The organism is Paraburkholderia sp. SARCC-3016, from assembly GCF_031119615.1.
GTDB lineage: Bacteria > Pseudomonadota > Gammaproteobacteria > Burkholderiales > Burkholderiaceae > Paraburkholderia.
Map to the genome: position 1 here is coordinate 20,560 of NZ_JAVHZD010000006.1, position 18,327 is coordinate 38,886.

General features: G+C 63.4%; 22 protein-coding genes. 12 read left to right on the plus strand and 10 right to left on the minus strand.

Annotated features, from left to right (window positions below; genetic code table 11):
* Positions 1 to 39: 39 nt before the first annotated feature.
* From QYH69_RS07850 to QYH69_RS07880, 7 genes are all read right to left on the minus strand, one after another.
* A complete protein-coding gene (locus QYH69_RS07850) occupies positions 40 to 252 on the minus strand; it encodes a hypothetical protein (RefSeq protein ID WP_308831328.1) in 213 nt (70 codons plus the stop codon).
* Positions 242 to 958 (minus strand): metallophosphoesterase, encoded by a 717-nt coding sequence (locus QYH69_RS07855; RefSeq protein WP_308831329.1) that lies wholly within the window; start codon positions 956 to 958, stop codon positions 242 to 244. The genes QYH69_RS07850 and QYH69_RS07855 overlap by 11 nt, the downstream gene beginning before the upstream one ends.
* Positions 955 to 1,191, minus strand: coding sequence for a hypothetical protein (locus tag QYH69_RS07860; RefSeq protein ID WP_308831330.1), 237 nt, complete (start codon positions 1,189 to 1,191; stop codon positions 955 to 957). The genes QYH69_RS07855 and QYH69_RS07860 overlap by 4 nt, the downstream gene beginning before the upstream one ends.
* A gap of 26 nt (positions 1,192 to 1,217) precedes the next feature.
* Positions 1,218 to 1,526: a hypothetical protein gene (locus QYH69_RS07865; RefSeq protein ID WP_308831331.1), complete on the minus strand. Its 309-nt coding sequence runs from the start codon at positions 1,524 to 1,526 to the stop codon at positions 1,218 to 1,220.
* Between the two features lie 411 nt (positions 1,527 to 1,937).
* Positions 1,938 to 2,279 carry a hypothetical protein gene (locus QYH69_RS07870; RefSeq protein WP_308831332.1) on the minus strand — a complete coding sequence of 114 codons (342 nt, stop codon included), beginning with the start codon at positions 2,277 to 2,279 and terminating at the stop codon, positions 1,938 to 1,940.
* Positions 2,280 to 2,719: 440 nt separating this feature from the next.
* Complete coding sequence (locus QYH69_RS07875) at positions 2,720 to 3,139, minus strand: hypothetical protein (protein WP_308831333.1); 420 nt, start codon at positions 3,137 to 3,139, stop codon at positions 2,720 to 2,722.
* A gap of 168 nt (positions 3,140 to 3,307) precedes the next feature.
* The gene (locus tag QYH69_RS07880; RefSeq protein ID WP_308831334.1) at positions 3,308 to 3,670 is read right to left on the minus strand and encodes a helix-turn-helix transcriptional regulator; all 363 of its coding nucleotides are present in this window, start codon (positions 3,668 to 3,670) and stop codon (positions 3,308 to 3,310) included.
* A gap of 398 nt (positions 3,671 to 4,068) precedes the next feature.
* Here QYH69_RS07880 and QYH69_RS07885 point away from each other — a divergent pair, with 398 nt between their 5' ends.
* Positions 4,069 to 4,437 carry a hypothetical protein gene (locus QYH69_RS07885; RefSeq protein ID WP_308831335.1) on the plus strand — a complete coding sequence of 123 codons (369 nt, stop codon included), beginning with the start codon at positions 4,069 to 4,071 and terminating at the stop codon, positions 4,435 to 4,437.
* An 11-nt stretch (positions 4,438 to 4,448) separates the two neighbouring features.
* Here QYH69_RS07885 and QYH69_RS07890 read toward each other — a convergent pair whose 3' ends face one another.
* Positions 4,449 to 5,672, minus strand: coding sequence for an integrase arm-type DNA-binding domain-containing protein (locus QYH69_RS07890; protein WP_308831336.1), 1,224 nt, complete (start codon positions 5,670 to 5,672; stop codon positions 4,449 to 4,451).
* A gap of 198 nt (positions 5,673 to 5,870) precedes the next feature.
* Here QYH69_RS07890 and QYH69_RS07895 point away from each other — a divergent pair, with 198 nt between their 5' ends.
* The 5 genes from QYH69_RS07895 (at position 5,871) to QYH69_RS07915 (ending at position 10,750) form a co-directional block, all read left to right on the plus strand.
* Positions 5,871 to 6,173: a Dabb family protein gene (locus QYH69_RS07895; RefSeq protein WP_308831337.1), complete on the plus strand. Its 303-nt coding sequence runs from the start codon at positions 5,871 to 5,873 to the stop codon at positions 6,171 to 6,173.
* 7 nt (positions 6,174 to 6,180) lie between these two features.
* Positions 6,181 to 6,693 (plus strand): PaaI family thioesterase, encoded by a 513-nt coding sequence (locus tag QYH69_RS07900; protein ID WP_308831338.1) that lies wholly within the window; start codon positions 6,181 to 6,183, stop codon positions 6,691 to 6,693.
* Between the two features lie 301 nt (positions 6,694 to 6,994).
* Positions 6,995 to 8,617: a hypothetical protein gene (locus QYH69_RS07905; protein ID WP_308831339.1), complete on the plus strand. Its 1,623-nt coding sequence runs from the start codon at positions 6,995 to 6,997 to the stop codon at positions 8,615 to 8,617.
* Between the two features lie 66 nt (positions 8,618 to 8,683).
* Positions 8,684 to 9,556 carry an SDR family oxidoreductase gene (locus tag QYH69_RS07910; protein WP_308831340.1) on the plus strand — a complete coding sequence of 291 codons (873 nt, stop codon included), beginning with the start codon at positions 8,684 to 8,686 and terminating at the stop codon, positions 9,554 to 9,556.
* 189 nt (positions 9,557 to 9,745) lie between these two features.
* Entirely contained in the window at positions 9,746 to 10,750 is a 1,005-nt protein-coding gene (locus QYH69_RS07915; RefSeq protein WP_308831341.1) for an alpha/beta hydrolase, read from the plus strand.
* 65 nt (positions 10,751 to 10,815) lie between these two features.
* Here QYH69_RS07915 and QYH69_RS07920 read toward each other — a convergent pair whose 3' ends face one another.
* Entirely contained in the window at positions 10,816 to 11,649 is an 834-nt protein-coding gene (locus tag QYH69_RS07920) for an NRDE family protein (RefSeq protein WP_308831342.1), read from the minus strand.
* A gap of 165 nt (positions 11,650 to 11,814) precedes the next feature.
* Positions 11,815 to 12,924: a folate-binding protein gene (locus QYH69_RS07925; protein WP_308831343.1), complete on the minus strand. Its 1,110-nt coding sequence runs from the start codon at positions 12,922 to 12,924 to the stop codon at positions 11,815 to 11,817.
* Between the two features lie 81 nt (positions 12,925 to 13,005).
* On the opposite strand from QYH69_RS07925, the gene mltG reads away from it, so the two are divergent.
* The 6 genes from mltG to QYH69_RS07955 all read left to right on the plus strand — a co-directional run bounded on the left by mltG (position 13,006) and on the right by QYH69_RS07955 (position 17,858).
* The gene (gene mltG, locus QYH69_RS07930; RefSeq protein WP_308831344.1) at positions 13,006 to 14,016 is read left to right on the plus strand and encodes an endolytic transglycosylase MltG; all 1,011 of its coding nucleotides are present in this window, start codon (positions 13,006 to 13,008) and stop codon (positions 14,014 to 14,016) included.
* Positions 14,016 to 14,636, plus strand: coding sequence for a dTMP kinase (gene tmk, locus QYH69_RS07935; protein ID WP_308831495.1), 621 nt, complete (start codon positions 14,016 to 14,018; stop codon positions 14,634 to 14,636). Before mltG ends, tmk begins: the two co-directional genes overlap by 1 nt.
* 11 nt (positions 14,637 to 14,647) lie before the next feature.
* Positions 14,648 to 15,697 (plus strand): DNA polymerase III subunit delta', encoded by a 1,050-nt coding sequence (locus QYH69_RS07940; protein ID WP_308831345.1) that lies wholly within the window; start codon positions 14,648 to 14,650, stop codon positions 15,695 to 15,697.
* 88 nt (positions 15,698 to 15,785) lie between these two features.
* A complete protein-coding gene (locus QYH69_RS07945) occupies positions 15,786 to 16,577 on the plus strand; it encodes a TatD family hydrolase (protein WP_308831346.1) in 792 nt (263 codons plus the stop codon).
* Positions 16,578 to 16,651: 74 nt separating this feature from the next.
* Positions 16,652 to 17,434 carry an ankyrin repeat domain-containing protein gene (locus QYH69_RS07950; protein ID WP_308831347.1) on the plus strand — a complete coding sequence of 261 codons (783 nt, stop codon included), beginning with the start codon at positions 16,652 to 16,654 and terminating at the stop codon, positions 17,432 to 17,434.
* 64 nt (positions 17,435 to 17,498) lie between these two features.
* Positions 17,499 to 17,858, plus strand: a complete 360-nt coding sequence (locus QYH69_RS07955; RefSeq protein WP_308831348.1) for a Rap1a/Tai family immunity protein — start codon at positions 17,499 to 17,501, stop codon at positions 17,856 to 17,858.
* Positions 17,859 to 18,327 lie beyond the last annotated feature (469 nt).

Below are 18,327 nucleotides of genomic sequence, written 5' to 3' on the forward strand. Positions count from 1 at the left end.
ATTGTCATGCGCGCGCGAAGACGATCGCCTCCGTGTTTTCTAATGCAGCGCGCCGAACATCCGGAGCAACGCTTCAGCCGGCGTCAGGCCGCAACCGTGCAGCATGAGCCAGTCGTCTATGTCGTCGTCGAACGAAAAGAACTCTGGTGCATCGTCTGAGCGCGCATACCGAGTGGCGCATTCGACGAGCCAGTCTTGAAAGGACTGATCAGGCTGCTGCGGCGGCTCTTGGCGCCGGCTGCTACCGCTCATCCCAAAGCTGCACGGATGGCTGGTGAACCGGCTGCAACGTCGAAAGATCAAGGATCGTGAACTGGCGATTCTCGCGCGCGATCCATGCGCCGGTGTCAATGTAGATCGTGTTGCCGAGGCTCGAGCATCGTTGCATCGGCGTATGACCCACGATGACGGCACGCACCCCGTCTACGTTCTCACGATTTTCACGGTCAAAACGGTCTCTGCTCCACTGCACGGCCTCCTGGAAAGCCTCACCGTTCGGTCCGGCCAGAGTTGCCTCGACGTCTTGCCAGCGCTGAAGGGGACAGTCAGCATGGACTATGCCGACGAGACCGTTCGACGTTTCGACCTCAATTGCGATCGGGAGCGATTCGAATGCATCGGCAATCTCGCGGCGCGCGGGCGCCGGGTTCGAGATGTTCCAGCCGCCGCCATTTCGCATGTAGTACTCTGCCGGCAAGCGGCCGCGCGCGAATTCAATCGCCATCTCCTCGTGGTTGCCGCGTACCGCGTGGAACCAAGGCTCGCGGAGCCAGTCGAGCACTTCCTCATTCTCGGGCCCGCGGTCGACGAGATCACCAACGCTGAACAGACGATCGACGGCCGGGTTGAAGCGGATGGCCCGAAGCGCTGCGCGCGCCTTCGTGAAACACCCGTGGATATCACCGATGGCAACGTCACGGCCGACCGTGTTGCGCGCGAAACACTGGATGGGACTCATTGACCGAACAGTCTGCTCAGAAATCCTCGACGCTTCGGAAGCGGCTCACGCAACGCAGTCAAATCGTTAATGCCATTGCGCCGCAGGATTGCATTGACTTCGTCGGCCTCGGCGTGCGATATGGTGCGCTCAGGCACGAGAAACGAATGCTTATAGCCCTTAACCTTGGCGATATCGCACCGAACGATTTCTTCGCCATCAACGGCTCGTCTTTGCGGGATGCTCATTTCCATCTGTGGCTCCTGGTCAGGCAAAGCAATCAATCGAGCGCTCGCGCAGAGTCGGAACTCCCCTGAATGCCGCCCGCAATAGATACGCTGTTGGCAACAATCTCAATTCGATCCTGAACCTGCGCACGCGCGATATCGACCGTCACACCCGGCGGCACGATAATGCAACGCGGGAAGTAGTCACCACCCGCGCGCAACTGCGCGACATTGGAGCCAAGCTCTTTTCCGAACCTCTCAAAATCCGCGCGGGTTGTTTCCGGCGGAAACGAGATGAACACGACGTCGCCACTTGCGGCGCCTTCGATTTGAATCGCTTCCAGCACGTCTTTGATTTCCATATGCCCTCGAAAAGAGAAAGCGCAGCCATCCGACTACGCGCCTGAAGCTCGCTGCGCGCTGGCTGCTGCGGAAGCACTCTCGTTGAGTAATGCGAGTGCGACACTCGTTTCCCCTGCGCCTAAGCGCAGCACCGCTCAACCCGGCATGCGGCAACAGATATGTCTACGTGGCTAGTGTGGGGTTAGCGGCTAGGGAAGAAGGCGCGCGTTTTCCGTTGAGCGCCAGGAATAGAAAAGGGCGCGCCTTGGAGGCCGCGCCCTTTGTGCTGCACCGAATCCCCACCTTTGGCCTTATGCTTGCGCACAGATGGGTGCCACGATCTTGCTGGATGCGGTCGATCGGTTACCGTCGGAAGCCCCATCATTTACCCGTGATGGGCCCGCTCCAGTTACGGGGAAGTCCGGGGTAAGTCAGTTCGATTTGCCGCTCATGCGTTGCGCGCGAGCGCGACATGCCGAGAGTGCGCCCTCGATATGAGCGAGCATTTCCGCGTTTTCTTGGCACGCGAACGGGCCGGTCTGGAAGGCCGCCAAGCGGTCAGCCATGATCGCGAAGAGCACTTCATTCGTGAGACCGTTGACCTCGACGGTAGGGTTGCCGTGCTGAAAACGAATAAGCGTCGACTTCTGTCCGGGGACGGCGACCGAATAAGTGTGACTCGCTCGCGTCATCGGATCAGGATCATCGAGCACAAGGATCGAGATATTTTTGTTCAGGGAGTCGGTTTCGTGAGTGCGGATATCGCGAAGCATTGCATGTCCTTTGACGTGTACGTTCAGGCGTGACCGCGAACATTCGCATCTGGCAGCGTTTGTTAAAGCGGTCCACAGCGTCGGGGATCGGTGCGGCGCCCACCCACACTTGCCCGCGGTCACACCTGAAGGTCATCCCTTACGGGGATGGCGACGTGGCGGGCGTCCCGGGGTCTTACGCGCTAAGTCCGCTGCCCCTAGGGTACTGCCGCTCACGGGTGTTCGAGGCCGGTTACCCTCGTCCGACAGACTCGTCATGCTCCTGCGGCGGAGCCATCTTGAGCCGGGTGTCCTGCGCAATCCACAGGCGGATGCCAGTCATCAGAGGCTCAACGACTGGCATTCGTGGCGGACCTACCTCATGGCGTTCAGCGCTCGCGCGCCACTCGGATTGCTGCGTACTGCTGCAGCGCGGCCCTCTCGGGGTGCATCCGGGTTGCTTAGAGGAGCGCCTTGATATGCGAGGCCAGTTCGACGAACTTCGACTTGAACCATGCCGCGACTTCTTCTGGCAGTTCCTCGATCTTTTCGATCGCGGCCTGGATTTCATCCGCGACGTTATGCGCCGGCGTCTTCACGGTTTCGAGAACCGGATCGCCGGCGCTGCCCGATTGCGCGACGGGAGTCGGCGTCTGGACCGGGGCAGCAGTCGACGGGGCATCGGTAGTCGCGGTCGTTTCCGATACCGGCGCGTCGAGGGGGGCGACTTCGCTCGCGGCGGCCGGTTGAGCAGCAGCGTCGTTGGGCACGGCATCGCCAGCCGGCGGTTCTGCAGCAGGAGCCGCCGCGGTGTCGTCATCGGTCGCGAACAGCGGGAGAGCCGCCGCCAGCATGAGTTTCAGGAGAGTTGAAAGACGCACAGATTTCTCCAAAGTGTTCGCCGCAGGAAAACTGCTGGCAGGGAGGGGGACCAACTACAACGTTGATTCGTGGATGATATTATGCATATATGGCTATAAGGTCAAGAAAAATTAGCCGGTTGCTTTGGGGCAGCGCACCGGCGAGTTCTTTTTCCTGAATGCGAAGGCTTAGACCGCTACCGCGATATGCGTATTGACTACATTGGAAGCGCGTTGCTCAACGTGCGCGCCGGTCATCGTGTCGAGAAACTGACTGATCTTTGCTCGCGCTTCGGGCGGAAGGGAGAGGAGTTTGCTTCGGAAGGCTGCGGCGCCTTCGTCGAGGGCGTCATCAAGCAGTGCGCCCGACTTGACGCCGAGGCTGCTCGCGAGTGCACTGATCGTATCGATATCGCAATCGACCGTACCTGCGAGAATGCGATTGATTTTCGTTTTTGGAATCCCCGAGTGGGCGGCCAGTGTAGCGGGGGTGTGGTCTGTCATGTACTGCTTCACGTTATCGGCTATGACGCCGCGTATCGTCTTCTTCATGGTTCGTGGGTCTCACTCATCTGATCTCATTCACATCTCCAGTGCCCCGGTGCGCACTGTGAAACGCGGGCTCTCACTGCGGTGCTGCGATCCGCCCAAGGGTTAGGGCGAGATTTTTGTGATTCATCAAGTCGACTAATAATAGCCTAATAAGGCTATCCTAAGACGAAGAGAACCGCAAGGGACAAATTACTCGGAAAGGGTATAGAAAGGTAATTCCGCACGTCACGGCCGCAACTCCTCCGGCCACAATGCGCCGCGGCATCGACCCGGTCCATGACATCTTAATGATCGTTGAGTATCCCGTAGGCTTCGAAAAGGTGCCTGTTTGGGTGGCAATTCGACGCCTAAATTGCGGTTTGTGGCGGTCAACATTGCGCGTCGCTAGAATCCGCCGCATGCCGACCAATGACACGATCAAAACTTCGCTGCGCCTGCCCAAGCCACTGCACGCCGAACTGGAGCGGGTGGCTGACGCCGCCGGATTGACAATCAACGCCGAAATGATTCTGAGGTTGCAGCGTGACCCCCGGGCGGATCACGCGGAGGCGATCATCAACGAGATACGGCGACGCGATGAGGCGATCATCGACGGGTTGACGCGGCAGATCGCAGTCATGAGAACCGCGCTAGATCGCGCCGATGATGTTCTGGGAAGAGTGGCGGCGGCGATGTCTCAGGTATCGGCAGAGAGCGAAGCAGCGCCATTGAAGCGGGATGTGGAGTACGCCCGCGAGCTGATAGGAGCGGTCAGCACGCACCGGTAAGGTCGGCTTCCCTATGCCACACGGGTCTCTTGGTTTTCGGCGAGAGCCTCTGCCTCTACCGCATCAAGCCAGTCTGCCCATTGCTGCATCATTTCGCGGCGCTGCGGCAAGTACTTCGCGTGGTTGTACGTAGCGCGCGTCTTGTCCTTATCCAGGTGGCTGAGCTGCATCTCGACGACTTCGGTAGGCCATCCCATTTCGTGAAGCTGCGTTGATGCCGTCGCGCGGAAATCGTGACCCGTGATCGGTAGCGGCGAGTTCGGGAGCATGTACTCGAGGGCGGCATTGATCGTCGCGCGACTCATGTGCGGGCGCTTCGCGTTGCTATGCAAGACGGGTAGCAAATAGCCCTTGGCGTTGTACAGGCTATGCAATTCCTCGATCAGGGTTTTCGCCTGTCGCGGCAGCGGGACGATATGCAGGCGCCGGCTCTTGATCTTTTCGGGCGGCACGCGCCACTCGGATGCCTTCAGGCTGATTTCATGATTCTCCGCGCGTACGAGCTCGATGGTCCGCGGGAAAAGCATGAGTAGGAGTTTCATCGCGATTGCCGTGCGCCGGTTCTTGTAGATGGCAGCGGCGCGGAAGATCGCTTTCAGTTCCTCGCGTGAGAGTGGACGCGCGTGCTCGATTGGCGGCTTCTCGATGGTGACCGCGCGCAGCGGCGAGGCTGGGTCAAATTCGCAACGCTGCTCGACGATAGCAAAGGCGAACACATTCGAGATATATGTTCGAGCCTTAATTGCGATGGACGGCGAGCCGGCCGCCTCGATCTTGCGGATGACAGTTAGAACGAGTTGCGGCTTGATCGCACCAAGCGGCAGCGCGCCCATGTGCGGATAGACGTACATTTCGAACATCCGGCGCAGTTCGCGAATGTGCTTCGCGGTCGCGCGTCGTGCTTTCTTTTCGAGCCATTCCTCGGCAGTCGCTTTGAACGTCAGTTGGCCGGCGGCGAGGTTTTCGAGTCGCTGCTTCCGGCGTTCGTGCGCGGGATTGATTCCTTGCCTCACCAACTCGCGAGCCGCATCGCGTTCTTTGCGCGCGTCGGCGAGGGTCATCGTCGGGTACTCGCCGATCGCGAACAGATTTTCCTTTTCTCCGAGCCGGAATCGATACCGCCAAAGCTTTGAACCGTTCGGCTTAACCTCAAGATAGAGACCGTTTGCGTCGGTCAGCTTGAGAGGCTTAACATCTGCCTTTGCCTGCCGGATCTTTACGTCGGTAAGGGGCATGATAGGAACGGGGTATCGGGTAAGAGGTTGGATGATGATACCCGCTTTCTCTGGGGCGATACCCACTTTCGTACCCGCTTTTTCATTAGATGTGGGTATCGTTGTGTAGATGGGTGTGGATGTCAGAATGGCCGGAACCCCAAGAGCAGCAAGGATTTCAACTCATTTCATGGAGCGGCGTGGATCGCTGTGGAAAATATGATTCGTCACATCGTGATGTGGAAACTGAAGGAACACGCCGAAGGCGCGACGCGCGCGGAAAATGCGCTGAAACTGAAGGAAAAGCTCGAAGGTTGCCGCTCGATCGTGCCCGGCATTGTGCATCTCGAAGCCGGGCTCGCAAAGCCGGGCCTCGAATCCACGTACGACGTCGTGCTGGTCTCCGATTTCGCCGACAAGGCCGCGCTCGACGCTTATCAGATCCATCCGACGCACGAAGCGCTGAAGGCATTTGTCGGCAAGGTGCGCGAGTCGCGCGAATGCGTCGATTACGAAGTGTGATTTCCAGATGAATGAATCGCAAAACGCGGCGCCGCAAGATCGTGCCGCGCCGCTCAACCATGCGCTGTCGCTGGTCATCGAAAGCCCGTTCGTCGAACATCTCGGCGTGCGCGTCGTGAGCGCTGCCGACGGCGCGAGCGAAGTCGTGCTGCCGCTCGCCCCCGACCACCTGAACACATGGAACGTCGCGCACGGCGGCGTCACGATGACGCTGTCCGATGTCGCGCTTGCCATGGCGGCACGCAGTCTCGCTGCGGACGGCGTGGGCGTCGTCACGGTGGAGATGAAGGTGAATTTCATGCAGCCCGGGCGCGGCGAGTTGCGCGCGACGGGCCGCGTGCTGCACCGTTCGACCACGATGGCCTATTGCGAGGGCGAAATTCGCGACGAAGAAGGCCATTTCGTCGCCAAGGCGCTCGGCACGTTCAAGTACATGCGGCGTCTCGCCGTCGGCCGCGACGTCGTGCAGCAGCGCCAGCGTACGGATCCATCTGCAAGACCCGGCCCGAGCGACAGCTAGGGCGCAGGCGATTGTAAGAGCCGGTCATCGCAGGGACGCACGCATGCCGTGCGAGGGCCGGCGTGCCGCACTGACGGTATTGCGGTGTTGCCGCCGACGCACTCGCGCAGTGCGCAATGCACTCGCGCGGTGAAAATCCGTACCTGAGATGTAAAAAGTATGTTGCTGTGAGCAGTTATTGCGCGAGTCAGATTCTTGAACTCGAAAATAAGCCTCGCATGTCCGGAGCTCGCTCGATTTCCGAGCGTTGAGACAATCATTCGATTATTTCGGCATGCTTATCAATGCGAGGGCTTATCAAATGAAAACAGGCGAGGTTCAACGAGGTTCCGATGTAACGCAGGGTGATGCCGGCAAGACCGATAACCCGTCAACTCAGGAACCCGGGAAGGACGCGGCGACGCTGCAGCGAACTGCACGCAGCGCGGCGCCGCCGCCGCGTTCCTCCATCACGGGAACCGGCGCATCGGTGCCCGCCGGCAAGCGCGGTGCCGGGAAGGACAATTGGGTAAGCGCGTTACGAATCCAGGGCGTCGGGATCAAGACATCCTATACGGCGAAGGAAGTGTTGCAGATTGCGGGCGATGCGCTTGCAAAGCCGTTCACGGCGTTTCTCGAGTGCACGGCGAACGCGGGCTCGCTGCTTATCGACGGGCGGCCGGCGACACAACAACAGAAGGACGCGATTCGAAGCATCACTGAACACTTCGATACCGCCGCGGGCATCGTGCCGGCCGCCGGCAGCATGCAGACGGTTGGGAAAATGCTCAATCGGATCAACAGCGCTGCCAACGGCAAGATGCCGACGCGGGAAGAGCTGATTGAAGATCTGGCCGACGGGGCAGCGATGGTGGATGTCGTTATTCCGGGCGCCAAAACGCGGCCCGCGAATTCGGGCGCGGGGCCGATAGCGGCTGGAAGCGACCGCCGAGATGGCGGCGCTGCGAGCGCGCCATCTTCGGCTGAGCAGGCGTCGGTTTCGCAAACGAAGGAGCTCGCGAAGTTCGGACCGCTCAATCTCGCGCCTGCGCTCAACCGGGCGGAGGATCGACGAAGGATCGACGCGTTCGCTGCTCCCGTGACGTTCTACAGGCGTGACAAGCAGGCGACATCGGATTTTCCCGCGGTCATCCATGCCACGGGATATCAGGAACGGCTTGGCGTGCTGTCGGTCGGCACAGGCAAGGACCTCACGTCGTACGACTCCGGGATGGGGGCCGACCTGAACCGCAGCGCGCCGATAAGCGTGAGCGCCGATCTCGCAAAAGCCAGCGTAATCAAGCTCGGTAGCGGCAGGAACGGTGTGGCGGCGATCAATGTCAACTTCGCCGATCTCGAGCCCGGTACCACGACGATCGTGACGGGCGGGCCGATGCGCGGCAGCACGATGCTATTCACGGCGGACGAAGGCAGTCTGTACGCCTATCATGCGCAGGTGCCGAAAAGGTCGAGTGCGAAGGCATCGGACGCGGCGGCGAGCAGCATCGCCACGGCTGCGGAACGCTTCGGCGCAAGCGGTGCGCCCGTATCGACCTCGAAAGCGCCGCGCAGCGGTTTCGACAGCCTGCTTCGTGCGGCCACGGGGAGTCCGTTCTCGGCAGTCGTGTACAGCTATGACAATGCGTCGGGCACTCAGCCTCACCCGAAGTACGGTCCTCCGGTCGACGCAGGGCTGAATTCGCAAGGAAAGTTATGGAGCATGCTGAACTTTAATTATCTGGCTCCGGACCGGAACGTTGGCGAGGTCGGAAACGCGAAAGCCGTCATCACGAAAGCCATGGACGGCAGGGTGACAGTGCGCGTCGTGGCATCGAGAGGAAAGCTGGAGGACATGAGAAACTCGCCGCGAAGTTTCAGCTATCGCGAGATCGAGCACGCGCAGGGATCCTTCACGACGCGAGGTAACGGCTCCTTCGGGGGATAGCAGCGGACTTTCGCGGCATACTTCGACTCTTTCGCGCGGTGTCTCGCAGTCTGAAAGGACGATTCGATGTTCAACGATTTCGCAGGAAAGGTGGCCGTCATCACGGGCGCGGCAAGCGGCTTCGGCCGCGCGTTTGCCGACCATGGCGCCGCGCTCGGCATGAAGCTCGTGCTCGCCGATGTCGACGAGGCGGCGCTTGCGCGCGCCGTCGACGAGTTGCGCGCGGCGCACGTCAAGGCGATCGGCGTGCGCACCGACGTATCGCGCGGCGACGAAGTCGAAGCGCTCGCGCAGGCGGCGCTCGACGCGTTCGGCCGTGTGCATCTGCTGTTCAACAACGCGGGCGTCGGCGCGCTCGGCCATCTGTGGGAATGCTCGGCAAACGACTGGGCGTGGGTGTTCGGCGTCAACGTGCTGGGCGTCGCGCATGGCGTGCGCGTCTTCACGCCGATCATGCTGCGGCAGAACGAGCCGGCGCATATCGTCAACACGGCGTCGGTGGCGGGGCTCGTGTCGGCGCCGGCGATGGGGATTTACAACGCGTCGAAGCACGCGGTCGTGTCGCTGACGGAAACGCTCTATCACGATCTGCGAAATGCGGGAGCGTCGGTTGGCTGTTCGTTGCTGTGTCCCGCGTATGTGCCGACCGGCATCGCGGATTCCGCGCGCGCGCGTCCCGCTGAACTGCGCGACGATGCGCCGCCGAGCGCGTCGCGTCTCGCCGCGGACCGGCAACTGCTGCGCGCGGTGCAGTCGGGCAGAAAAAGCGCCGCCGATATCGCGAAGCTCACGTTCGATGCGGTGCGCGAAGGGCGCTTTTATGTGCTTACGCATCCGTCGATTCTCGCAGCGGTGAAGCTGCGTCACGCCGATATCGAGGAAGGACGCGCGCCGACCGATCCGATGTCGTTGCGGCGCGAGGCGAAGCGCGAAGGATGATGCTTGCTGCGGGACGCGCGCCACACGCAGCACGTGGCGAGCGCTGCACGAGCATTCGCGATTGGCGCGTCTTTCCCCTCCGGAAGCCGAGAGGGGACGGCGCGCGCCGCCTGCCGTTCGGAACGCTTCGTGGCATCATTGCCCGCTTCGCCACCTCCGTACGGGCGCCGCCGCGCCACCCGAAGCACGATGCCGCTGAACCCCAGGATCGAACAGATCATCGACATGGTCGGGCGCGCGAAGCGCCCGCCGCTTCACGAACTGACACCGCAACAGGCACGCGCGTCGTATGAAAAGAGCGCGCCGATTCTCGAGATCGCCAGTGCGCCGATGTTTTCGGTCGAAGACCTCGCAGTGCCCGTGCAGGACGGCGTGACAGGGCCGAATGGCACGACAGGAACGACGGGCACGACGGGCACGACGATCCGCGCGCGCCTTTATCACGCGGTCGAGCCGCACTGGGCGCAGCCTGCGCCTGCGCTCGTCTATTTTCATGGAGGCGGCTTCACGGTCGGCAGCGTCGCGACGCACGATGCGATATGCCGGATGTTCGCGCGCGATGCGCAATGCGCGGTGCTGTCGGTCGACTATCGGCTCGCGCCCGAGCACAAATTCCCGGTTGCCGTGAACGACGCGTTCGACGCACTGCGCTGGCTGCATGAAAACGCCGCAGCTTACGGGATTGACGCGTCGCGTATCGCGCTCGGCGGCGACAGCGCGGGCGGTACGCTCGCGACCGTCAATGCGGTGCTTGCACGCGACGCCGGTATTCCGATCGTTTTGCAGTTACTCATCTATCCGGGTACGTCGAGCCATCAGCAAACCGATTCGCACGCACGGCTCGCGAACGGTTACCTGTTGGCGGGCACGACGATCCAGTGGTTTTTCTCGCAGTATCTGCGCCGTGCCGAGGACCGCGTCGACTGGCGCTTCGCGCCGCTCGACGGCACGCTCGGCGCGCCTGGTTTCAGCGGCATTGCGCCCGCGTGGATCGCGATCGCCGAATACGACCCGCTAAGCGACGAAGGCGCTGCCTACGCGGAAAAGCTGCGCGCGGCCGGCAATGCGGTCACGCTCACACGCTACGACGGGATGATCCACGAATTCTTCAAGATGGGCGGCTATGTACCCGAAGTTGCGCAAGCGCATGCCGATGCGGCCGCTGCGCTGCGCGCGGCGTTCGGTATCGAGTGAAGCCGCGGTTCGAAGCTGGGCCCGGAAACTGCGCTTCGAAATCAGATCCCCGCACGCGGCGCAGCTCACGCCTCGATATCGAATTCGAACCTGCGTTCGTAATCGCCGGGCCGCCTGACGATGTGCGAGCCGTTGTCGTCGCTGCGTTCGACGGTCTGCACGGTCAGGCGCTCGCGTTCGTCGCGGTCCTTCGCCAGCACGCACACGCGCAAGGCAGTCGTCCCGCGCGTGCCGTAGTCGGGCATTTCGATAAACGGTGCCGACAGGGCGCGTTCGAATTCGAGCGTCACGCCGGTCGCCGGCAATTCGTCGTCGCGAGCGACGCGCGTGTCGCGCATCAGGTCGATCAGCTGATCGAGCGGCACGAGCGGATTGCCGGCCAGTGCATCGGCGAGCGCCGCGCGCTGATTGACGAGCTTCGGCCACGGCGTATCGAGCACCGCGTTCGAAATGCCGTGCGTGCCTTCGGCGAGCAGCGCGGGCGCCTGTGGCGAGCGGTTGCAGTACCACGCGAGTTCGCGCCGCATCCAGTCGCCGACCAGCAGATTGAAGCCGTTGTACATGTCGCCGCTTTGCGCGACTTCGTCAAGATAGTCGAGCGGCGTCGCGCCTCTTGCGCGCGTGAGCCAGTTGCTTACCAGCGTGCCGCGCGTCGGCGCATCGGGGCGCGTCGACTGCGGCGCGCGATAGTTCGTGAGCGCGGCGAAACGCCCGTCGCGCGTCATGCCGAGCCATGTACCGCCGCCTGCGAGATCGCGGCCGGCGAGCAGCGCCGGGGCATCCTGCCACCAATGCATCGGTTCGGCTGTGCGGCGCAGGAACTCGTCGCGGTTCGCGGCGAGCGTGAAGAGCGGCCCATGGGCCGTGGCGGGCCGCCAGTCGAAGACAATCAGGCACATCGTTTGAAGTCGCTTTTATAAGGCATGAACTCGGGCAGGCGTGCAACGACGCCTGGCCCCTAAAGCGACAATGATGGCAGGAATTCGATATCCGGGCCGATGCCGGCCGCGGGGACGTCCGTAGCCGCGCCCCGGTGCGAACTGCAGCGAACAGACCTGATGCGCTCAGGCGTCGTCGACGGACAGCGCGTACGGCAAAGGCATGAAGGTCAGTTCGGGCCCGTGCGCCGACCCCAGACGAACCGTCCCTGCTTCGAGCGCTGCGAGCTTCATCTCGACGAGCATGTCGACGCCGCCGTCCGGCGCCGCGGCCGCATTGACGACCATCCCGCATGGCTGGCCCGCATCGTCCGCATGAAAAAGCTCGGTGCCGGGCAGTACCGTCTCGGGTTCGCCCGCGACGTTCGCGAGCGCGGTGCGCCGCTTGATCGTGCCGCGATACTGGCTGCGCGCGACGATTTCCTGGCCCGGATAGCATCCCTTGCGGAAGTTGACGCCGCCGAGCACGTCGTAGTTGACCATCTGCGGCACGAATTGCTCGACGACGCGCTGCGTGATGCGCGGTTCGCCCGCGCGGATGTCGAGCCAGTCCCACACCGCGGCGGACGCGCGCGTGAGTTTCGCGTCGAGCGCAGGCAGGCGCGCTTCGACGTCGGCCTTCGGACCGACCCACAGGTAGCGCGGACGCCCGGCCGCATCGGGCACGCGCATCAGCGACCCATGCGGACCGTCGACCTTCACGTGCACGCCGTCGGGCAACGCATCGAACACAGTCGACAACGCATTGCGCACGTCGCCGGCAAAACCGACCGCGGCGAGCGTGCCGCTCGCGTCGGCAAGCTTCGCCTTCGCGCGCAGCACGAACATCGACAGGCGCTTTTGCACGGCCGCCTGGACATCCTGCGCGACCAGCAGACGGATCGCATCGCCGGCGCGCCACGCGAGAAACGACGCCAGCAGGCGTCCCTTCGCGGTGCAGTAGCCGGCCAGACGCGCGCTGGCGGCGTCGAGATGCTGCGTATCGTTGGTCAACTGGCTGTGCAGGAACGTCGCGGCGTCGTCGCCGGTCACGTCGATCACGCCGAATTGCGTGAGCGGGATATACGCGCCGCGCGCGAGCACGGCGTCGAACTCGTCGCGCGCCGGCCGCGGCAGCGGCGCGAGCGGCGGCACGGGCGCGGCCGCGGCAAGCGGCGCACGCGCGGTAGCGCCGGCGGTGGGGACGGAACCGGAAGCGACGCCGGCGGCGGAGGTGGAATCGTGCGATGCGTTCATGGAGGAGGAAACCAGGGTAGGCCATGACTCGGGGTAAGGCGACCAGTTATTATATGGGTCTTCACCTGAGCCCTGTTCCGCATGACCCTTTTGAAGAAATGTCTCCTGGCCTGCGCGGCGCTCGTCGTGCTGGCCGCGGCGGCTGTCGCCGGCGGTTATCACTGGGCCACCACGCCGGTCAATCTGGCCACCCCCCAACTGGACGTCACGATCAAGCCGCACAGCACGCTGCGCGGCGTGACCGCGCAGCTGAATCGCGGCGGCGTGCCGGTCGCGCCCGAACTGTTCGTCCTGATGGCGCGCGCGCTCGGCTTGCAGGCGGAGCTGAAGTCGGGCAACTACGAGTTCAAGCAGGGCATCACGCCGTACGACGTGTTGCAGAAAATCGCGCGCGGCGACGTGAACGAATACGTTGCGACGGTAATCGAAGGCTGGACGCTCAAACGGATGCGCGCGGAACTCGATGCGAACCCGGCGTTGCGGCACGATTCCGCGGGCCTCAGCGATGCCGATCTGCTGAAGGCGATCGGCGCGCCGCCAACGCCGACCGGCAACGCGGAAGGCCTGTTTTTCCCGGACACCTATCTATTCGACAAGAATACGAGCGACCTCGACGTCTATCGCCGCGCGTACCGGCTCATGCAACTGCGTATCGACGAAGCCTGGACGACGCGCGCGGCCGATCTGCCGTACCGCACGCCGTATGAAGCGCTGACGATGGCGTCGATCATCGAGAAGGAAACGGGCAAGGCGTCGGACCGGCCGATGGTGGCCGGCGTGTTCGCGAACCGGCTCAAGGTGGGCATGCCGCTGCAAACGGACCCGAGCGTGATCTACGGCATGGGCGCAAGCTATACGGGCCATCTGCACAAGCGGGACCTGCAGACGGACACTCCTTACAATACCTACACGCGCCTCGGCTTACCGCCGACGCCGATCTCGCTGCCGGGCGTCGCTTCGTTGCAGGCGGCGCTGAACCCGGCGCAGACGAGCGCACTGTATTTCGTGTCGCGCGGCGACGGCAGCAGCATTTTTTCAGACTCACTCGGCGATCATAACAAGGCCGTCGACAAATACATTCGAGGGCAATGATGGCGCGCGGCAAATTCATCACATTCGAGGGCATCGACGGCGCGGGCAAGACCACGCACCTCGGCTGGTTCCGGGAACGGCTCGAGGCGAAGGTGGCGGGCAGCGGCCGGTCGGTCGTCGTCACGCGCGAGCCGGGCGGTACGCCGCTTGGCGAGACGTTGCGCGACATCCTGCTGCACCAGCCGATGGACCTCGAAACCGAAGCCCTGCTGATGTTCGCGGCGCGCCGCGAACATCTCGCGCAGGTCATCGAGCCGGCGCTCGCGCGCGGCGACTGGGTGCTGTCCGACCGCTTCACCGACGCGACCTTCGCCTACCAGGGCGGCGGGCGCGGCTTGCCGCGCGACAAGCTCGAAGCGCTCGAGCGCTGGGTGCAGGGCGGTTTCCAGCCGGATCTGACCGTGCTGTTCGACGTACCGCCCGACACCGCCAGCGCGCGCCGCGGCGCCGTGCGCGCGCCGGACCGTTTTGAGGGGGAATCTGACGCGTTTTTCGCGCGTACGCGCGCCGAATACCTGCGGCGCGCCGAAGAGGCACCGTACCGGTTCGCCATTATCGATTCGACGCTGAGTATGCCGTTTATTCAGAGACAACTTGAAGAATTGATCACAAATATCTGAATTTAAAAAGAATGATCTATCCCTGGCAAACCGACGAATGGAACCGCCTGCAGCAATTGCGCGCGGCGTGGCCGCACGCGCTGCTGTTGCACGGCCAGGCGGGCATCGGCAAGCTGCATTTCGCACAGCATGTCGCGCAGGGTCTGCTATGCGAGGCGCCGCAAGCCGACGGGCAGCCATGCGGCCAATGCGCGGCATGCAACTGGTTCGTGCAAGGCAATCATCCCGACTACCGCATCGTGCTGCCCGAAGCGCTGGCGGCCGAAGCGGGTTTCGTCGCGGCGAACGGCGACGAGAAGGCCGATAAGGCGGCAGACAAAGCCGACGCTGACGACGGCAAGAAGACCCGCGCGCCGAGCAAGGAAATCCGCATCGAACAGGTGCGCGCGCTGCTCGACTTCTGCGGCGTAGGCTCGCATCGCGGCGGTCTGCGCGTCGTCGTGCTGTATCCGGCCGAGGCACTCAACGTCGCGGCCGCCAATGCATTGCTGAAAACGCTCGAAGAACCGCCCGCGGGCGTCGTGTTCCTGATGGTGTCGGCGCGTATCGACCGGCTGTTGCCGACCATCATCAGCCGCTGCCGCCAGTGGCCGATGCCGACGCCGGCGCCCGACGCGGCCGCCGCGTGGCTTGCCGCGCAAGATATCGAAGACGCCCGCGCACTGCTCGCCGAAGCGGGCGGCGCGCCGCTCGCGGCGCTTGCGCTTGCGCACGACGAAAACCGTGCGCTGCGCGACTGGACGTTGCAACAGCTCGCGGCCGGCCCGGAGTGCGATGCGTTCGCGTGCGGCGAAACGCTGCAGAAGCTGCCGGTGCCGCTCGTGCTCGGCTGGCTGCAGCGCTGGCTCTACGATCTGCTCGCGCAGCGCACGGCCGGCGCGCCGCGTTATTTCCCGGACGCAACGGCCGCGCTTGCGCGCTGCGCGCAGGCCGCCGATGCCGGCGCGTTCGCGCGTTTCATGAGAACCGTCACGCGGCAGCGGGCTGTCGAAAACCATCCCCTCAATGCGCGACTTGTATTTGAAGAGCTATTTCTCGGATACCGCGACCTGTTTGCGTAGCGCATGTGGATCAGGGGACCGTGCTCGACGGCGGCGTCGAATGCGGCCCGACATTGGACGCCGGATTAACGCTTGACCAGGACCTGCCATGTTTGTCGATTCACACTGCCATATCAATTTCGAAGGACTCGCCGACCGCCTGCCGCAGGTGCTCGACCGGATGCGCGAGCATGCGGTCACGCATGCGCTGTGCGTCTCGGTCGATCTCGAAACGCTGCCGTCGGTGCTCGATATCGCCACGCGGCACGACAACATCTACGCGTCGGTCGGCGTGCATCCGGATCACGAAGATGCGCGCGAGCCGAGCGTCGCCGAGCTCGTCGAACTGGCGCAGCACCCGAAGGTGATTGCGATCGGCGAGACGGGCCTCGATTACTACCGCCTCGAAGGCCGCACGATCGACGATATGGAATGGCAGCGCGAGCGGTTCCGCACGCACATCCGTGCCGCGCACGCGACGAAAAAGCCGCTCATCATCCATACGCGCGCGTCGGCCGACGACACGCTGCGCATCATGGCCGAAGAGCGCGCGGGCGACACCGGCGGCGTCATGCATTGCTTCACCGAACCGTGGCCGGTCGCCGAGCGGGCGCTCGAGCAGAACTTCCATATTTCGCTGTCCGGGATCGTGACGTTCAAGAGCGCGGTCGACGTGCAGGACGTCGCGCGTCGCGTGCCGCTCGATCGTTTGCTCATCGAAACGGACTCGCCGTATCTCGCGCCGGTGCCGTATCGCGGCAAGCCTAATGAACCTGCGTACGTAAGTTATGTCGGACGCTTCATCGCGCAGCAGCGCGAGATGCCGGACGAGGCACTGGCCGCCGCGACGACGCGCAACTTCTTCCGGCTGTTCGCCCTTCAGGCGCCGGCCGGCGCGTAACGCCGCACGGCGTTCGGGTCCAAAGTCTTTATTCCTTGATATCAATAAGATACCGAATATTATTAAAGTTAAATATGCGAAACTATTTCACCGATCTCCGTATTCGTGAACTGCGTGGGCCGTCGCAAGCGCGCGCCGGCATCGCACGCGCCGCCGCTCGCGCGGTCGCGGCCGGCACGCTCGTCTGCGCGGCATTCGCCGCGCTCGTCTCGCAGCCGGCGGTGGCGGCGCCCGCGGACACGATGATCAAAGCCGTCAAGTTCGACGACGTGAGCGAAGTGAAGAAGCAGCTCGCCAACGGCATGGACCCGAACATGGCCGACTCGTACGGCTACCCGCTGCTCGTGCTGGCCGCGCGCGAAAAGTCGGATAACGTCGCGGCGCTGCTGCTCGACAATCCGAAGACGAACATCGAGATCGTCGACAAGGCTGGCGAAAACGCGATGATGATGGCGGCGCTGAACGGCGACGTCGCGCTTGTGAATCTGCTGATCTCGAAGGACGCCGAGGTCAACAAGAAGGGCTGGACGCCGCTGCACTATGCGGCCACCAATGGCCACGACGACGTCGTCAAGGTGCTGCTCGACCACTCCGCCTATATCGACGCCGGTTCGCCGAACGGCACGACGCCGCTGATGATGGCCGCGCGCGGCGGCCATGTGTCGACGGTGAAGCTGCTGCTCGATAGCGGCGCGGACCTGAACGTGAAGAACCAGCTGGGTCTGACGGCGCTCGACTTCGCGAAGCAGTACAAGGAGCCCGACGTCGTCGACGGGCTGACGGCGCGGCTGCGGCAGACCCAGCAGCAGACGCCCGCCGGCGCCACTGCGCCGGCCTCGCAAAACAGTGCAAAATAGCGGACCGGCCGAAGCACGGAGTGGCCGGAAAAAATCTGCTCCGCTTATACCTTGAAGGATCAACATGCTGCGGGTTCTGATTTGCGCCAGCGTGCTCGCCGTGCCGCTGACAGCGAATGCGTTTACGGGGGCCGACCTCAACAAGCTGTGCACGAAGACCGATATCGCTTCGCGAAGTGCATGCGGCGCGTATATCGAAGGCGCGGCCGACGGGGTATTCAATACGATCGATGCGATCGGCGGCACGACCGGGCCGCGCGTCGGGCAGTACTTCTGCCTGCCGCCCGAGGCGCGCTCGCAACAGCTGACCGATGCAGTACGCAAATACATCGCGGAAAATCCGGGCGCGGCGAGTTTCAACGCGAGCACGGCCGTCTCGCTCGGGCTTGGCAAGGCATTTCCATGCAAAGGGTCGTCCAACTGACGGACGAACCAGGGCGTGCGTCCAGGCGTACCCGGGCGTACGCGGGCGTACCGTGCGACCCCGTCACGCTGATGCGGGTCGTTGCGTGACCACCGCGCCTGATCACTTGCAGTACCGGTTGTACCGCCAGGCCGATGGCCGCGCGTTGCGCGGCGTTGCTGCCTCGATCGGCTCCGCGCCGTCGGACACAGGCACGAGCGCTGCTTCTCCGCTCGGCCTGCCTGCGATGCGCACCGCAGCGTGCACATCGCTGAACGCAGCGGTGAACGCAGCAGTAAACCCAGCGGTGAACCCATGGGGCGGCGCTCTGGACGATATCTCGCGCGCAACGTGCGCGCGCAGTTCGCCGTGCGTCGACTGCATGTCGACTGCATGTCGACATGAACCGCGCGGACCGCACCGGCCCGCGGGTTCCCGGCTTTGCGCCGGACTCGCGCCGGACCTTTGCTCCGAAACCTTGACGAGGAAT

Coding starts and splice junctions, on each gene's coding strand:
- QYH69_RS07850 (WP_308831328.1), bottom strand. CDS start 252: ATGAGCGGTAGCAGCCGGCGCCAAGAGCCGCCGCAGCAGCCTGATCAG.
- QYH69_RS07855 (WP_308831329.1), bottom strand. CDS start 958: ATGAGTCCCATCCAGTGTTTCGCGCGCAACACGGTCGGCCGTGACGTT.
- QYH69_RS07860 (WP_308831330.1), bottom strand. CDS start 1,191: ATGGAAATGAGCATCCCGCAAAGACGAGCCGTTGATGGCGAAGAAATC.
- QYH69_RS07865 (WP_308831331.1), bottom strand. CDS start 1,526: ATGGAAATCAAAGACGTGCTGGAAGCGATTCAAATCGAAGGCGCCGCA.
- QYH69_RS07870 (WP_308831332.1), bottom strand. CDS start 2,279: ATGCTTCGCGATATCCGCACTCACGAAACCGACTCCCTGAACAAAAAT.
- QYH69_RS07880 (WP_308831334.1), bottom strand. CDS start 3,670: ATGAAGAAGACGATACGCGGCGTCATAGCCGATAACGTGAAGCAGTAC.
- QYH69_RS07885 (WP_308831335.1), top strand. CDS start 4,069: ATGCCGACCAATGACACGATCAAAACTTCGCTGCGCCTGCCCAAGCCA.
- QYH69_RS07890 (WP_308831336.1), bottom strand. CDS start 5,672: ATGCCCCTTACCGACGTAAAGATCCGGCAGGCAAAGGCAGATGTTAAG.
- QYH69_RS07895 (WP_308831337.1), top strand. CDS start 5,871: ATGATTCGTCACATCGTGATGTGGAAACTGAAGGAACACGCCGAAGGC.
- QYH69_RS07900 (WP_308831338.1), top strand. CDS start 6,181: ATGAATGAATCGCAAAACGCGGCGCCGCAAGATCGTGCCGCGCCGCTC.
- QYH69_RS07905 (WP_308831339.1), top strand. CDS start 6,995: ATGAAAACAGGCGAGGTTCAACGAGGTTCCGATGTAACGCAGGGTGAT.
- QYH69_RS07910 (WP_308831340.1), top strand. CDS start 8,684: ATGTTCAACGATTTCGCAGGAAAGGTGGCCGTCATCACGGGCGCGGCA.
- QYH69_RS07915 (WP_308831341.1), top strand. CDS start 9,746: ATGCCGCTGAACCCCAGGATCGAACAGATCATCGACATGGTCGGGCGC.
- QYH69_RS07920 (WP_308831342.1), bottom strand. CDS start 11,649: ATGTGCCTGATTGTCTTCGACTGGCGGCCCGCCACGGCCCATGGGCCG.
- QYH69_RS07925 (WP_308831343.1), bottom strand. CDS start 12,924: ATGAACGCATCGCACGATTCCACCTCCGCCGCCGGCGTCGCTTCCGGT.
- mltG (WP_308831344.1), top strand. CDS start 13,006: ATGACCCTTTTGAAGAAATGTCTCCTGGCCTGCGCGGCGCTCGTCGTG.
- tmk (WP_308831495.1), top strand. CDS start 14,016: ATGGCGCGCGGCAAATTCATCACATTCGAGGGCATCGACGGCGCGGGC.
- QYH69_RS07940 (WP_308831345.1), top strand. CDS start 14,648: ATGATCTATCCCTGGCAAACCGACGAATGGAACCGCCTGCAGCAATTG.
- QYH69_RS07945 (WP_308831346.1), top strand. CDS start 15,786: ATGTTTGTCGATTCACACTGCCATATCAATTTCGAAGGACTCGCCGAC.
- QYH69_RS07950 (WP_308831347.1), top strand. CDS start 16,652: ATGCGAAACTATTTCACCGATCTCCGTATTCGTGAACTGCGTGGGCCG.
- QYH69_RS07955 (WP_308831348.1), top strand. CDS start 17,499: ATGCTGCGGGTTCTGATTTGCGCCAGCGTGCTCGCCGTGCCGCTGACA.